Annotated in this window: 14 protein-coding genes; 3 read left to right on the top strand and 11 right to left on the bottom strand. The window is 49.1% G+C overall.

Features of this window, described 5'->3' with window-relative positions; all coding sequences use genetic code 11:
- Nucleotides 1–176 precede the first annotated feature (176 nt).
- Complete coding sequence (locus ABD014_RS20015) at nt 177–2489, top strand: helix-turn-helix transcriptional regulator (RefSeq protein WP_343864144.1); 2313 nt, start codon at nt 177–179, stop codon at nt 2487–2489.
- Nucleotides 2490–2591: 102 nt separating this feature from the next.
- Here ABD014_RS20015 and ABD014_RS20010 read toward each other — a convergent pair whose 3' ends face one another.
- The 5 genes from ABD014_RS20010 to ABD014_RS19990 form a co-directional block, all read right to left on the bottom strand.
- Nucleotides 2592–3863, bottom strand: coding sequence for a Gfo/Idh/MocA family protein (locus ABD014_RS20010; protein ID WP_343864142.1), 1272 nt, complete (start codon nt 3861–3863; stop codon nt 2592–2594).
- Nucleotides 3864–3930: 67 nt separating this feature from the next.
- Nucleotides 3931–5526 carry a hypothetical protein gene (locus ABD014_RS20005; protein ID WP_343864140.1) on the bottom strand — a complete coding sequence of 532 codons (1596 nt, stop codon included), beginning with the start codon at nt 5524–5526 and terminating at the stop codon, nt 3931–3933.
- 34 nt (nt 5527–5560) lie between these two features.
- Nucleotides 5561–7231, bottom strand: coding sequence for an extracellular solute-binding protein (locus ABD014_RS20000; protein ID WP_343864138.1), 1671 nt, complete (start codon nt 7229–7231; stop codon nt 5561–5563).
- A 32-nt stretch (nt 7232–7263) separates the two neighbouring features.
- Complete coding sequence (locus tag ABD014_RS19995; protein WP_343864136.1) at nt 7264–8163, bottom strand: carbohydrate ABC transporter permease; 900 nt, start codon at nt 8161–8163, stop codon at nt 7264–7266.
- A gap of 12 nt (nt 8164–8175) precedes the next feature.
- Nucleotides 8176–9141: an ABC transporter permease gene (locus ABD014_RS19990; protein ID WP_379338692.1), complete on the bottom strand. Its 966-nt coding sequence runs from the start codon at nt 9139–9141 to the stop codon at nt 8176–8178.
- A 287-nt stretch (nt 9142–9428) separates the two neighbouring features.
- Here ABD014_RS19990 and ABD014_RS19985 point away from each other — a divergent pair, with 287 nt between their 5' ends.
- The gene (locus ABD014_RS19985; protein ID WP_343864132.1) at nt 9429–10349 is read left to right on the top strand and encodes a hypothetical protein; all 921 of its coding nucleotides are present in this window, start codon (nt 9429–9431) and stop codon (nt 10347–10349) included.
- A gap of 153 nt (nt 10350–10502) precedes the next feature.
- Nucleotides 10503–10817 (top strand): L-rhamnose mutarotase, encoded by a 315-nt coding sequence (gene rhaM / locus ABD014_RS19980; protein WP_343864130.1) that lies wholly within the window; start codon nt 10503–10505, stop codon nt 10815–10817.
- A 46-nt stretch (nt 10818–10863) separates the two neighbouring features.
- On the opposite strand, the gene ABD014_RS19975 is transcribed toward rhaM, so the two are convergent.
- The 6 genes from ABD014_RS19975 to ABD014_RS19950 form a co-directional block, all read right to left on the bottom strand.
- Nucleotides 10864–11709, bottom strand: a complete 846-nt coding sequence (locus ABD014_RS19975) for a DUF6544 family protein (RefSeq protein WP_343864128.1) — start codon at nt 11707–11709, stop codon at nt 10864–10866.
- A 7-nt stretch (nt 11710–11716) separates the two neighbouring features.
- Complete coding sequence (locus tag ABD014_RS19970) at nt 11717–12172, bottom strand: MarR family transcriptional regulator (protein WP_343864527.1); 456 nt, start codon at nt 12170–12172, stop codon at nt 11717–11719.
- A gap of 105 nt (nt 12173–12277) precedes the next feature.
- The gene (locus ABD014_RS19965; protein ID WP_343864126.1) at nt 12278–13231 is read right to left on the bottom strand and encodes an alpha/beta hydrolase; all 954 of its coding nucleotides are present in this window, start codon (nt 13229–13231) and stop codon (nt 12278–12280) included.
- 244 nt (nt 13232–13475) lie between these two features.
- On the bottom strand, nt 13476–14471 hold the full coding sequence (locus ABD014_RS19960; protein WP_343864124.1) for an SPFH domain-containing protein: 996 nt from the start codon (nt 14469–14471) through the stop codon (nt 13476–13478).
- A 49-nt stretch (nt 14472–14520) separates the two neighbouring features.
- Nucleotides 14521–15321 carry a TPM domain-containing protein gene (locus ABD014_RS19955; RefSeq protein ID WP_379338606.1) on the bottom strand — a complete coding sequence of 267 codons (801 nt, stop codon included), beginning with the start codon at nt 15319–15321 and terminating at the stop codon, nt 14521–14523.
- Complete coding sequence (locus ABD014_RS19950; RefSeq protein WP_343864122.1) at nt 15318–16349, bottom strand: TFIIB-type zinc ribbon-containing protein; 1032 nt, start codon at nt 16347–16349, stop codon at nt 15318–15320. The genes ABD014_RS19955 and ABD014_RS19950 overlap by 4 nt, the downstream gene beginning before the upstream one ends.
- Nucleotides 16350–16383: the final 34 nt, after the last annotated feature.

Here is a 16383-nt window from a genome sequence, read left to right as displayed (position 1 = left end):
CTCTTCATGAGAAGTAACGATGAAGCCCCTGTATTTGTATCATTCAGAAAAAATATATATTTACACCCTAGCAATAATAGATTAAGATGCATAACTTAATGCTTTGAAAACGCTTTAAAAGCATGGTACGCTAAATTTGATTCTGATTTAAATATTTTACACTAGGAAGTGAGCCATTGTTCCAGTCCTACAAGCCGAGATTCAAAAAGAAGAATAGCGTCTATATCATCTTCGTCTTATCTTATGTCTCCATCTTAATTCTTACGCTCTCAAGCGCGTTCGTCTACTATGCCGAGATCAACCAGCGGATTACGAAGCAGACCGAGCTATCCACCGTGACTCTGCTGAATCAGCTTAAGACGGGAATCGAGGACGACCTTCTCTATATAGGCGAGTTGAGCAATGAGATTGTATTCAATAAAAAGCTGGAGCTTGCTGCCAAAGGGGCTACAGACAGCTACACCGAGCTGATGAAGGACATGGCTAGTAAAAGAAAACCTCGTGAGCTTCTGTTCGACTATTTCGTCTATATGAATCGTACAGATGAGATTGTTACGCCTAATATTCAGATGGATGCCCGGAAGTTCTTCCATCTGATGTACGAATTCAAGGAGCTGGATTATGCAACCTTCGCCAAGGACTATTTGCACGGTAATCATTTTCAGGAATATATGACCATTCAGACAATGAATCAATATGAGAGCACCACAATTGAGGTGCTGCCCTATATCCAGTCGTTCCCGATGACGACAAGCTCTGAGCCTCTGGGACAGGTCATCTTCCTGATCGATGCTCAGAATATGTTCACCCTCGTCAATCAGATGCGCCAGGTCACTAATTCGGATGTGTATATCCTGGATGAGAACAACCGCCTGATCATCAGCTCGGCCAATGCACCAGGAATCGATATGCAGAAGATAGACGAGGTGGTAAATGGCAGGAGCTCGCATGAAGAAATTATCAATAAGGTCGTATCTGAGAAGAATGGATGGAAATATATCTCTTCCACACCAAATAGCCTGTACTTCAAAGAGAATACAAAATACTTAATGAATTTTATCGCTATTTTCCTCATCTATCTGATCGGAGGGCTGTTCATCGTCCGCTTCCTGGCCAAACGCAGCTATAAGCCACTGAAGGAGATCAATGATCTGATCCAATCGCATGCTCAAGCTCCAGGAGACAGCAGGAACGAATACGAGAATATTAAGAATACGCTGCTCGACCAAATCAGGAACGGCAAAGAGCTGAATGAGGTGATTGAGAAGCAAATTCCCATCGTACGGCGCGATTATCTACTGAACTTAATCCGGGGCATGATGACGAATTATGATGAGGCCGCTCAGCAGATCTCCTCGATTGGCATCCTTTTCGCTAGTGATACCTTCCTAATCGGCGCTCTGGAGATCGATATGGACAGCTCATTTTTTATGGACCATGCCAATCTGTCAGAGAAGAGCCTGTCGCTTACACGCGTCGTAGCGGAGAATGTCGGCTGCGAGCTGATGAGCGAGTATTTCATATGCTATTTCCTCGACGCCGGCCGCAATCAATCGATCTACCTGCTTAATCTGCGTGAAGGTCTCGATCCTGCTGAAGCTGTCGCAATGGCCAGGAAGCAGGCGAATACGTTGATCCAATTTGCCGCCAAGCATTATCGACTGAATTTGAACCTAGGCATCAGTACTCCTCATTCACGGCTAGTCAATCTGCAGAATTGCTATGACGAAGCCAAGAAGGCGCTGGAGTACAGCAAGCTGCGGGATGTATATGAGACCGTCTGCTTCGGTGATCTGGGCCATCTGCACTTTGACTATTATTATTCGATGGAGACAGAGCATCAGCTCATTGAACTGCTGAAGAGAGGGCAATACGAAGAGGCCAAGGAGTTCCTGAATACCATCTTTGAGATTAATACATCCAAAAATATCGGGGTCGGAGCAGCCAAGCTGCTGCTCTACGAGATTGCCTCCACTCTGCTGAAGGTGATGAATTTCTCCCTTGTCACCAAAGGAGATGATCCTGTGACCGATGAACGGATCATTGAGCAGATGATTGACCATGCTTCACTCGATGTGGCCAAGCGGCGGTTCCTCAATATGATCGACAACATCGCTCAGCTGTCGGAGCATCGAGTGATCAGTAAAACGGAGAAGCTGGTTCAGCAGATTGCCGAATATATCGATGAGAACGCCGGAGAGCACTGGCTTGATTTGAATCGTTTGTCGCAGGAATTCGAGGTAACGCCCCAGTATATTTCCAATGTATTTAAGAAGTATAAGCATGAAAATATCAAAGATTATATCGCCAAGCATATGCTGGGCAGAGCTAAGGAACTGCTCGTCAAGACGGATCTGTCTATAAGGGAGATTGCCTTACAATTGGGGTATGCCAGCGAAGTCGGCATTACACGACTGTTCAGAAAATACGAGGGCATAACGCCGGGCGATTATCGGCTGGAACATAAGGATAGCCGGAATGAGCCATAGCTTCGAATGCTGCATCTATTGCTGTTGCTGAAGAAAGGGACCGCCATCTCCACAATTCTAGTGTAGAAATGGCGGTCCCCTATGTTTCTGAAATAAATATAGCTACACACTCACTTGTTGAGCGTCCATCACCCGCTTCACGAAATCAGCGATTTGAACGGTTCTCCCGGTCAGGCGCGACTCCTCGACGGCGAAGGCCATCACATGGCTGTGAACCGATTGCTGGATCAGATTGGTGTTATCCCTCTCCCCCTTGATAATCGCGACCAGTTCCTCCATGATGCCTTCATCTCCGCCACTGTGCTTGGCGCTGCCCGGATTGATCCTGTATTCATTCATCGTACCGGTTGCGAATTCCGTAACCTCGATCACGTTCTTCTCCATCGAGGCCCGGATCTCCCCCTTCGTTCCCATGAATTTCATCGTCCTGTCGCAATCGTTCGTGAAGGCGCACATGGTAAAAGCCACAGTTACTCCGTTATCGAACAGCAGGTTCGCAACCTGGTGATCAACTACATCATTATCGTTATGGAATACGCATTTGCCATAGGGCCCCTCCATCAATGCCCGCTTCCTCGCTTCGTAGCTCATATCCGAGCCAAGGCAGGAGGTCGGCCAGCTGGTGTCTTCGGTCAGATAAATGTCCGGCGCATAATACGGGCAGGTGCCGCTATGACTGCATCCATCGGTACAACGCTCCGGCGAGCCTTCAGGTGCGTTCTCCTTCTTGAAATACTTCAGATCGCCGAAGGAGGACACGGTACTGCATTTCGAATCCAGCAGCCAAGCGAGGATGTCCATGTCATGGCAGCATTTGGCCAGAATCATTGGCGAGGAATCGGCCGTCACATGCCAATTGCCGCGTACATAGCTGTGCGCATAATGCCAATACGCTACATTCTCCGCGTGCATCACGGAGACGATGTCGCCGATGACTCTTCTGTCGATCAGCTCCTTCATTTTGCGATAAAATTTCGTATAACGCAGAACATGGCATACCACAATCGTCGTTCCATACTCCTCCGCAAGTCTCTGCAGCTCCAGACATTCCTGCAAATTGGGAGATATCGGCTTCTCCAGCATAATGATATAGCCCTTGCGAATCGCCTGACAGGCGTAATCGAAATGCTGGTTATCCTGAGTGCAGATCAACACCGCATCCGCCAGCTTCGGTTGGACGAAGAACTGCTCGCCTGAAGCGAACGCCATCTCATCCTTAATATGATATTCCTTCTGGAATGACGCACGTCTGCCCTCATTGGGATCGGCCACTGCCACAAATTCAAGCTCATATTCATGTGTTCTGGCGTAAGGAGCATAAGAGAACTGCCCCCGTTCACCTGCTCCAACCAGAGCCAACGTAATTTTTGCCATGATGCAACCCTCTCCTCAAGTCCTGATATGAATGATTCCTCATGAGTAAGCATGAAATCTGCTAATTCTACAATTCGTCCCGAATCATAATTTTGTTCGTTACCACCTGCGCCCCCTGGCGCGCAATCTCAATTCCATCCGCGAAGGCGCAGTCCTGAACAACATTCGGGCGCCGGGAACGCGAACTCCGCTGCGTAAAAATCAGCTTATCGGCAGTGCAGCCGCGGATTTGCACGCCATCGGCATTAATCAGCATCGTACCGCACTGCGGATAATTCTGCGTCTTCACGATATGCACATCCTCGAGCGTCAGGTCGGAAACCTTGGCGCGGGCGATCATCCAGCAGCCGGAGTGCCGCTTCACAGCAATTCTTCTGGCGCTCTCCCCCCATGTCGGTCCGCTGTTAGCAAAGGAGATCAAACCGGAATTTCCAACGTAGGTCAAATCATGCTCGAATTGGCCATGCGTGACGAAGGCGCCATGATAGTCGCCGTCGCCATGGCAGTTCTCGACCATACAATAGGCGCTTCCTGTAAAGTCATTCAGATGACGCGCATTGCTGGTCGTACAGTCACGTACCCTGCCATACAGGCAATGAATCTGCTGCGTTAAATAACCCGTACCGCCTACGATGACCTCAACGGGATTAACAAGCGTGCAGCCCTCGGTCACATAATGGGTATTGTGCCTGCGCATAATGACGGGCCAATAGGTATGATAAGCCTTAAGCCCGGAGGCGTTGCACTCCACCGCATATTCGAGCGCTAACGGCTGGGCTCCTTGCTTCTCGCCTCCGGTATTGCCCCAGAACACCATATTGCGTACATGGATGTGGTGGACAGGTTCGACTTTCTGATAAGTAAGAATGCGTCCTTCGGCAAGCTCCCAGCCCATTTTATAGTTGAGCCGTACATGTGTCGCATCGATAACCTCCGTCACCATCAGCAGCTTATCGATCTCCTTCTCTTCCTTGCCGGCCAAAGGGTTTACCATCACCACCCACCAGTCGTACGGCCGGAAGGCGCTGCTATCCGCAACCTCGAAGATATCCTCCAACTCCCGCAGCGGCTCGGTCAGTGTTAACTGCTGTGTGCTCCCGGTAAGTCTGCCGCAGAAATGCATAATAGCGCCGAAAGGATCATTAGGCTGTGCGGGCTCGATGCCATCCGCAGTAACCGTGCAGTTGTTGAAGTCCAGCTCCAGCCCGCTGCGGTGAAATTTGTGGCGCTTCGTAAAGCGCAGATCGGTATAGGCCTCAATACGCTTGATCTCCGGATCATTAACCATCGCCTCAAGCGCATGATCAGCAGGCCGCTCGGGGCCAAAGATACCAAAATAGCGGAAATCGCCTACACCGCCATGAAGCAGCCGCCATCTTCCAGGGGTGGTATGAACGCTTGCCTGACCAGGAGGCCCCCCAGCCATCCCGGCACCCTCCCGTCCTACAGGCATAGCCTCACCAACGCGCTGCGCAGACTCAGGCGCAACCACCGTTCCGCCGTTATGGCTTAACGTGCAATCTGGCTGCCACTGCAGCCTTGCAGCGAATCCGCCTGACCCAACGCGGTCAGGCTGGACGGACAGAACGGCGGTATCGCCGTTCTGCAGCCCCTCCATCGGCAAGGCCATTAATTCATCGATCGAGTCGATATGATAGATCACAGGTATCCCTCCGTCATTCCGATAGAATACTTGATTATTTTATCGCTTCGTTCCACCTTTGCAGTGCCGCCGTTTTAATCTCCATCAGCTCCGGCAGCCCCATTTTATCCAGTGTCCCAATATAGCTGTTGAAGTTATCCAGACTCTCCTCGCCAATAATGAACTTCGTTGTCATTAGGTTGACATAAGAGAACAGATCATTCTCGATGACATTCCCTCTCTCTGATTCCTTCGTCGTGAAGCGGGCGTTAACCGGATATGCATCTCGATAATACGGAACCTGATTCTGATTGACCTGATTCACCTTCATCTCCATTAGAGGATAATTCGCCGGGATAGCCGTGAAGTCCAGCAGCCCAGGCAGCTCCATGTTAACGGAGACTGATTTATTAATATCGCCGAAGCCTGTGATCGGCGGAATCCATTCATACTTGGTCTTAGTGTCATCCGTGTACTTCCAATGCTCGTCTTCATAGCCCAGGAAGACTGTATTGCCATAGAAGCCATCTACTGCGTTCTCCTCTGTTGCATAGAACATATCGAGCAGTCGGATCGCGGCCTCCGGATATTTGCATTTATTCGTAATGACAGCGCGGCTGGTGTACAGATTATCCGGCGTCTTCACAACTCGCTTATCATTCGTCGATGAGATGAGCGGAACCAGACTAAGCTGCTCCGTCTTTGTCGTCTCAGGGTCAAGCAGGGTCGGAGAAGCGTTGTATACGCCGACCAATCCGCCCTTCACCTTCGCCTGCCACTGCTGGGAAGTCTGGGTAGAGAATTCCCGGTCGATCAGGCCCTCTTTATATAGCTTGTTGGCGTAGGCCAGGAACTCTTTATACTCGGGCATCGCCGGAACATAGACTACTTCGCCCGCATCATTGACATCGAAGCCGATGCCGCCGGTCATTCCGGTGAACGCAGGGATCAGCAGGTTTTGCATCGCGATCAGGCCGACACCGGAGAACGGAATTTCGTCATTCGGGTCGCCGTTTCCGTTCGCATCCTGCTCCTTGAACGCCTTCAGCATCGTATAGAGCTCATCCGTCGTCGTCGGAGGGGTCCGGGTACCGACATTCTTCATCCACTGTGAATCAAAAAAGCTAAGATGCCCCTGTGTAGTCGCCGTCTTGAAATAGTAAGGCAGACCGTAGATTTTCCCATCCATCGAAGTAACAGCGGCACGGACAGCCGGCTCCTTCTCGAGCAGCGCCTTAATATTCGGTGCATACTTATCGATCAGATCGGTCAGGTCGAGGAAGATCCCCTGCGGGCCATAGGTCTCTTCATCGGTCTTCTCTGCGCCTCTCAAGATAATGTCGGCATATTCCCCGCCAACCAGCGCAATATTCTTCTTCTCGTTGAAGGTGTCGCCCTCAGCCAGCTCGAACTTCAGATCAATGTTTGTCTTCTCCGCCAACCGTTTGAAGATCGCAAGCTCGCTCCATTCGGTGCCGCCCGGGTCCTTCTTGCCCATCACCGTCAGCGTAATTTTATCCTTCGTAATCGGATATTCACCGACCGGATTCAAGTAATCCGGCCCTGCATCCGCCGCCCCTTTGTTGTTCGAGGCTGAGGAATTATTCTTCGTCCCATTGCCCGAATTAGCCGAATTGGTCAATGTCGAGCAGCCCATCATGGAGGCGAACACCAGTATCATGACCATGAACCCTGCGAAGCTTCTTGTTTTTACCCCTCTTTTCATTCCTTGCTCCTCCTCTATTTATGTTTATATTGTCAGCCTTTGACCGATCCAAGCGTGACCCCTTTGACAAAATACTTCTGGACAAAAGGGTACATCGCCATCACCGGCAAAGACGCAATCACGATCAGCGCATACTTGATCTGCTCGGCCGCCCGCAGCTCCTCCTGCAGCAGTCCTGCCGTATCACCGCCCTGCTGCAGCAGATTAGCGTTGAATTGACTCTTCAGCAGCGTCTCGCGCAGCACAATCTGCAGCGGCTGCCACTGCTCATCACGGATGTAGATCAGGGCGGTGAAGTAACCGTTCCAGTGAGCGACAGCGCTGAACAATGCCATTACCGCTACGATTGCCGAAGATAGCGGGAGCACGACCTGCAGGAACAAGCGGATGTTGGAGCAGCCGTCGATCTGCGCCGCTTCCTGAACCTCTGTTGGAATCGTCGTCTGGAAGAAGGTCCTCGTAATAATAATGTTGGTCATGGATGTCGCCCCCAGTATGACCATCACCCAGGGCGAGTTGTACAGTCCTACGCTCTTCACCGTCATAAATGTCGGAATGAGACCGCCGGAGAAGAACATCGTAATGAGGAACATAATGGTAAAAAATTTATTTCCTATAAAATCTTTGCGCGACAGCGCATATCCCGCCAGCACGGTCACAATGACATTGATTGCCGTTCCGCCAGCCGTATAGAGAATCGTGTTGAAGTATCCTCTAAGGATGCTGTTGTCATGGAAGATGCTCTTATAGCCGGCAAAGGAGATCTCCTTGGGCCATAACAGCATTTTGCCGGAATTGACCAGGTCCGGATTGCTAATAGAAGCGCTTACAATAAACCATAACGGATACAACGTGAGCAGCAAAATTACAACCAGAATAACGAGATTCGTCGTATTGAACAGCTTATCGGCCTTCGTCTCTTGTACTTGCACAAAATCTCCTCCCTACCACAATGATGTCTCGCCGACTTTGCGGGCAATTCTATTAACCATGATGAGCAGAGCCAGATTGATGAGATTGTTGAACAGGCCGACCGCAGACGATAAACTGTATTGCGCCTTCTGAATCCCCAGCTTGTACACGTAGGTGGAGATTACCTCCGAGCTGGCGATATTGATATCCTTCTGCATCAGCAGTACCTTCTCGAAGCTCAGGTTCATAATCCCGCCGACACTGATAATCAGCATTATAATGATCGTTGGCATAATCGCCGGAATATTGACGTGTATGACCCGCTGTAGGCGAGTCGCCCCGTCGATCGTAGCCGCTTCATGCAGCTCGGGCGATACTCCGGCCAGCGCCGCGAAATAGATGACCGAGCCGTACCCTGTCGCCTGCCACACGCCTGACCATACATACATATGATCGAATAGCGCTTCCTTTTGCAGAAATAGTACTGGTTCGAGACCGAACATCCCTGTCAGTTGGTTGACCAGCCCTGAGTTGGAGAAGAACAGGTCGATCATGCCTACCAGAACGACGGTGGAGATGAAGTAGGGCATATACGTAACATTCTGCACCAGCTTCTTGAACCGGGTGCCGCGAACCTCGTTGATCATCAGCGCCAGTATAATCGGAGCCGGGAAGCTGATAAGCAAATAATACAGGGAGATCCGGATTGTATTCCAGAATATTTCACCGAACCGCACCGAGCTGAAGAAGGTTATAAAATGCTTAAATAGGGGATCAGCCCACGGACTGCCTCCGAAGCCCTTCGTGGCGATAAAATCCTTGAATGCGATCTGCACGCCATACATTGGAATATAAGCAAATATAAAAAAGTATAAAAATGCCGGTAGTATAAATAAGTATAGCGCCTTGTTGCGTTTCACCATCAGCCATTTATAATTCCTGCCTGCTGCCGTCTTCGTATGGGTTGTACCCGCAGGAACTCGCTGCTTCTTGGCTATTAACAAATTTGTCCCCTCCTGTTGTAAATGAATGAGGCTGCTATCTGTCGACGATAACCTGCCCTAATCATAAGAGGCCGCTTGCCGTTCCGTAAATCGCCGTTATTTAATTCCGACACTCAAAATTTATAATCTTAAAAAATGAATGCCCAGCTTAAATGATGATCGTTTACGAACAGAGACCCGCCGCATATACTGTCTTTACTGTGTAAGCTGGACTGTTGATAGTACGTATACACCACCCCCGGCTTGCTGATTACCGTGAATTGTTACTGGAGGGTCTAGGGTTGAACATTCTACTTATTGTTGTCGCCATTCTACTGTTCGCAGGGCAGACGCTATCTATGAAGCTGATCAGGGCACAGCATTTACGAGACAGACTGCTTATCAATGCCGGGTTTACACTGATCGCGTCTGCGGGATTGCTGCTGTTCAGTCTTGCTCAGCCCGATATTCGGCAGGTTAGCGCTAATACATGGGTGTTAGGAATCATGTTTGGACTTTGCTTCACGCTGACGATCATCTTCTATAATCTGGCGATCAGCGCAGGGCCGCTCTCTTACACGGCCTTCTACTTCTCGGCTAGCATGATTATCCCGGCGCTCACAGGCATCGCAGCCTTCGGCGAAGCGCTGAAGCTCGCGGTCGCCGTGGCGGTGCTGCTATTCCTGGCCGCCTTTTATTTCATTAATATTAATCCGGACAATGGCGAACCGAGGGGCCATGTAGATACAGGGAGGGATAGGGGGAGATCGAGGTGGAAGTTGTACTGCCTGTTAACCTTCTTATGTAACGGCATGTTAGCAGTTATTCAACGGTTCCATCAATTCAGAATGGAGGGCACCGAGTCCAAGGGGCTGATGCTTGTCGGCTTCTGCTTCGCTTGTCTGTTCTATACATTAGCTTATACCGTGCTGGTCGTTACAGGGAATAAAAAAGGACGCATCTCCCTATCTCAGGAGAGCGCCTTGCTGTATCAAAATATAGTGCCGATCCTGCTGCTGGCTGCTACTTCGCTGATCGGCAATCTGATTATCACCTATTTGGCCGGAGTGGCGCCCAGCTCATATCTATTTCCGCTCGTGCAGGGAAGCATTATTGTGTCGATTACCTTATGCTCGGTACTTATCTTTCGAGAGAAGCTCAGCCGATTGGGCCGGATCGGCATCTCGCTGGGTGTGCTGGCGATTGTGGTGATCAACTTATAAAGAATGCACGCCCTTATTATAGAATGCTGCATGAAGAGAGGGTACTTCTCAAGCGATAGAGTCATTAACTATAGAAGTTGAACTTTCCGGCTGCCTTGGTCCGGATCATCATTCGTTCAACGAAATTACATCGAGAGGAGGACATCATCAGTCATGGAACGAATCGCATTCATCATGTATTTACATCCAGGAAATCAATTTGAATATCACAAACGCCATAATCAGCTATGGCCGGACATGAAGCAGACCCTGAAGGAACACGGCGCTTCCAACTACTCGATCTTCCTCGACCAGGAGGCCGATACCCTGTTCGCTTATCTGGAGGTTGAGAATAAAGCCGATTTCGATAAAATCGCAGAGACAGACATCTGCAAAAAATGGTGGGCTTACATGGCCCCCATTATGAAGTCCAACCCCGACAACAGCCCCGTGGCTAAAAACTTGAAGCAAGTGTTCTACTTGCCATGATTCAAGAAGGAGCCGCATGCCTGCGGCTCCTTTTTTACAGCTTTACTCACAGTGACTCCATTCCATACGCAATCATAAAATTATCACTATCGAAATAAATGAGATCGCCCTGATCATAGTGCCAGACCGCCTGCAAATGAGTCGGCTGCCGAATGCCACCGATGTTCTTGTATTCCTTAAAGAGGGCCGACCAGGTCACCCGCTGTACAGTTCCATCGGTAGATATAACCGCCCTGTCCTCCGTTGTGAAGCTTAGAGCCTCCCCGACCTCGCTGAAGGTAAAGACACCACTAGCCGATATGCCTTTATAAGTAATTGTCGCTTTGGCGTGAGTATCATCAACAGGCTCCCAAGCGATATAGTCCTGAAGAGCGACGTTAGGAACGACCAACGATTCAGAGAGGAATGTGGCGAGACAGGCCTGATTCATCTCTTCCCCCGTCTGATTGAACAATGGTATAACCTTGCCGAGTACTCCCTTCATACCCCCACGCCCATCTATATAAGAGTCAAACCCCTCGAATGGAATACCATACATCGACGTATCGATATAGGCCAGTCTTACGGGCTCGCGAACAAAATTATACTGTGTATAATCAATTTTGACCGCTGGTTTATCCGGTGCCATGATGAAATCAACTTGCTTAAACGCTGCCTTCATATAAGACATTTTCGCAGTGCCGATATATCCGCTGTATGCGAAGTATCTTTGGACCGGCTCCGGCAACTCTTGAATATCCTCCAGCGTGAAGGTGTCACCCCCAGCCGCTTCAGAGCTTCTGATCTGTTCAGTGACTGTCTGTTCAAATTGAGCTCTAGTCATAGAATAGGGGATGTTAAAAAAGATAAGGATTCCAGCGATGATGACGAGAATCAGAATAATCACCCACATAAGTCTTCTACCTCCTGTCCTTCTCATCAAGCTCATTCTCCATTCTACTTACATTATCAGCCAGCCTCATTACTCCTTTGTACAGTCCGTCCGTTAGCCTCTCATCAAAGCTATCGAACAGACTAGCCATAAACTCATTCTCTTTACCGCTTCTGTCCTGGAAATAGGCCGTACATCTAGGAGTAAGGTGAATTCTGACGATTCTAGCATCCTGTTCATCTTGCATCAGCGACACGAAGCCCTGTCTCTCAAGTAAGGCCGCCATCTTCTTCACACTCTGCCGGGAGTTCCCGGTCACCTCGGCCACCTCGCTTATCGTTGGGGCTGGATGCTCCAGCTTCGAGATAACGGCAATGAACAGCCACTGCTTCAGCGTAATATGGTCATCTAGCTTATCGCCCAGCACCTGCAGCCGATTAGCAAGGGTAAGAATACCGCCAAAGATATATGCCTGCTTCTCCATATTGATCAATTTACATCACTCCAATATCAAAAAAGGTAACTAGTTACATATATAATACGTAACCAGTTACCTTTTTGTCAAAGTCTATTTTGGAGCTATCCGGCGCTAAAGTCCTTCTATGTACTTCACGCTCTCATCTGCAATAATCTCAGGCTCATAATCGTGAACATAATGACCACAATCGAGAATCATATACTTTCCATTAGCGGCCGATTCCGCATAGTTCATTAATTGCTCCTTCCAATCAGATAGCGGTATCTCTCCCCCATCCGATATGAAGAAGTATATGGGCACTTCGGGAATCCCGCCCTCCGCTACCTTCCTGGCATTATCTGCAATCATCTTCACTTCTTCATTCATATTGGAGGTTTGCGTCTTCTTGTAGAAGATCGCCCGGTATACGCCCTTCTCCTGCTCGGATAGAAGATTCTCCTTGATCGCAGGCGAAGAGTTCACAACCCCCGGGAAGAAGCGGGTAATGCCCACCCGGGCTCCAAAGCCCGTCAATCCCATCATAAATTTGGACGGCAGAGGGTATTTATCATAGGCCTCCGGCACAGCAGGATCGAGTCCAATAATGGAAGTGACTTCGCCCGGGTACTTCTGCGCCCAGTAGAGCGCTTCTATCCCAGACATGGAATGCGGGAATAGAATATACGGCCCTTGCTCGCCCGCCAAGCTCAAGGCACTTCTCGTCTCCTCCAGGATCGTGTCGATATCCCAATATACCGCTGCAGTCTCACTATAGCCATAGCCCGCCTTCTCTACAACAACGACTCTATAACGGTCCGACAGCTTAGAATACAAGCCCTTGAAATCCAGCACTGGCGAGGACGTCCCGCCCCCTGACAGGAAGACCAGTGTCCTTGGCCCGCTCCCTTCGGCATACACATGCATCCGGTGATTGTTCACATTCACCATGGTTCCTAGCGGCGTCAGCAGGACCGCCTCTCTATTAAATTGAATCCGATGATTAATGAAGCTGACTGCGATAACTAATAGCAAAATGCTTATGATTACAATGAATACCCAGCTAATCTTCTTCAGAACCTGTCCCATTCGACCTCCAGAAAATGTTAATCCAAACCTATTAATATAACCATACCTTCGATGTTACTCAGCAGCAACAAATAAAGGGGACGAGAAATTGTCCTTAAATCTAAGGTAGTCCATAATCCCATTTGCGTCATCATCGCCCGTAAATGTCATAGATAAAGAAAACCGCAGGATGCAAGCTCGGTCAGCTATGCATGCTCTGCGGTGAACTGTTTTCTCGTCGGATTATCTCCTATTATACACTGTCTTAAGCCAGCTTCTGACCGCAGTTCGGACAGAAATTAGCACCTTCGTTCTTCGCACCGCAGTTCGGGCAGAAGTTCGGTTTAGCACCGTCTCCTTGTGGAGCCGAAGGGTTGTTGGCAGGCTGTGGCTGGCCCCCAGCGGCTGATTGCGAACCTTGATTCATATTCTTCATCATTTCATTCGCCATGTTCATTCCCATCATCATCCCAGCCATATCCGAAGCAGCGCCACCGCCCTGTAACTTACCAGACGCCATAGCATCGGTGATGCTGACCTGCTGATATTTCTGCAAGTTGCCGATCATTTCATGGGATGCTGTCTTCGTGATCATATCCTGAATTTCTTGCGGGTAATTGAAGCTCATCACCTGGAAGCCTGTGATTGTCATGCCATTCGCCATAACTTCCATATCCAAGTCCTCACGAATTCCCTTGGCAATGTCAGAGGCATTAGCCTGAAGATTGAACATGTCCTTGCCTTCTCGACTGATCCACTTCATTAACAGTTGATCCAGTATGGAAGTGATGCGGATCTTGACATCCTCAACAAGGTAGCTCTCCTTCATTCCGGCGATCCGATCGATCAGCGTAACATAGTCATTTACTTTGAAATTGAACGTACCGTTCGCGCGAATCGGCATGCCGCCTGGAAGCTGCGGAGTCGGGATCAGAATCGGATTCTGGGTCCCCCATTTCACGGTGAATTCCTTCGTGTTCACGAAGAGGACTTCCACCCTCATGCCGCTGTTGAAGCCAAATTTGAAGCCTTTCAGCGTAGATAAGAATGGAATGATCTCAGATTCAATGTTGTATTCCCCGTCTTCTTGGAAAATCCCCTCGACCTTGCCACCATTCATAAAAATAGCGTCCTGACCTGCACGAATAATTAGCTTACTGCCCTTCTTGATCTCCCGATTGCTCCACTTCCAGAAGATCATATCATCACGGAACTCTTCCCATTCTACAACGTTGGCAAATTGATTCTTAAAAAATCCCATATAAAGTCCCCTCCCGAAATCTCTTATAGTTCTTGAACTTCCTCTTATATTAGAACGAGCCTCTGCTGCCGCTGTGCGAGTGTCCCCCGCCGGTAATTCCGCCGCCACCACCGCCGGAGCTGGAACTACCAGAGCTCTTCTCGATCTTTTGCTTCGTGACCGTAGTCCGGATGTACTGATCCTGCTTGCCAACGATCCCAGAAGTGCTGGCATCCTCATAGGTGTGCCGGTTCACGGTGACGCGTCCGCCTGTGCGAGCAGCCATAATCCCAACTACCAAGGCTCCAATCACCAACGCCCCGCCCAATTGGAACCAGATACTAAACAGAATATTATCTGGGTTCACTCCAGGCTTGAAGCCCATATATTTATAGGATGTTTTGATATATTTCTCAAAAGCCTGCTTATAATCACCCGCTGAGAGATCAGATGTGATCTTGTTACGGATCTTATCCAGTCTCTCATCATTCAGATACTCCTTCGCCTTATAAAATCCAGCTAAATATACATCGCGATTCTTCATATCTAGTGTAAGAAGGACCGCATTGCCATGTGGCTTATCATATCCGGGCGCCTGATTATCATAGAAATTCTCCGTAATCGCGACGACATCTAAGTTCTGGTCATTGTTCGTCGTAATAATGATGATATCAGTGTCTCTTTTGGCCCCATATTCATTAGCCATCTTATTCACTTCGATGTAATCTTCTTCCGTAAGCAGATTCGCCTTATCATAGATCAACTTCTTATTTTCTGTAGCTGCTGCAGCAAATGGAGTAGGGCTAAACAGATATCCTACTAGAAGCAGCATAATGGCCGCTAAACCTAGTAATGCACCACGCTTCTTCACAGGAATCCCCCTCCCATCGCCCAGGAGATGATCTTAAGTGACAGGAAGGAGACGCTAGCGACAGCTGCAAACCATGCGGCCATTTTCCCCTTACTAAGCGGAGGCTTGCCTACCACTTTGCCCGTTTGGCCGTTCATCGCAAAGGTATAGCTCTTCCGGTTGTAGTCATATTGGAACATCCATACCGGCACCATGCAGTACTCTGCGTTCATCACCTTCGTATCAATCTGCTTATCGGTAAAGTGGAAGGTCGTATATCCCGATACCGACGATGAGATCGACTCCTCGATATATTGCCTGATCTTATCTTTGGCCCTCGGTAACAGCTCCGTATCCGTATAGCTGTACTTCTCCGCAACATAACCGGCCAAATATGGGGACTTGAAGCTCCGCAATTGATCATAAGGGAAAGGCTCTAGCCGATCCATCAGCCCATCATCCATCTTCTTCGACGAGTCAATCGGCACGCGTAGATAGTTCAGATGAAGGCTCCTATAGATATTAAAATGCTGCGTTTCCGTATAGCGGTAATCTCCCCGGGTGTAGGTTCGCACTATTGTGGCATGCCCATGTGCATCCACTTTATTATGTAATTCATACAACCAGAACGGGACATATACCCCTGTTATCCCTTTGATCCGATTCGCAGCCATAAATCCACTCGGGGTCAGCAAGCCATTCTTGCACCATTTCTTGAAAGCCTGCATCGCCTGCTCCTTACTGATCGAGAAAGGAATGACTAACGACGGAGCGAGCTTCCCGCTTAAGCGATCACCGAGAACAACCGCCGAGCCGCAGAAGTTACACATGGTGGCCGCCGTCTCTACATCAGCGATAATGACAGCTCCACAGCTTGTGCAGTGATATTCCTGCACTTCATTGGCTGAAAATTGCCGCTGACCAAGAGGGTCAAGACTCCCCTCGATTTCATCCTGTCTCCCACAGTAATTGCAAGATAGTGTTCCCTTCTCCGAATCGAAGACCATACCGCTGCCGCAATTCGGACATTTGTACTCAATTACGTTCATCTGCTCACCTCAATAACAATAGAAATAGCATGAA

Origin of the sequence: Paenibacillus motobuensis (assembly GCF_039521865.1) — a bacterium.
Lineage (GTDB): Bacteria > Bacillota > Bacilli > Paenibacillales > Paenibacillaceae > Fontibacillus > Fontibacillus motobuensis.
This window is presented reverse-complemented; position numbering and strand designations above follow the sequence as displayed.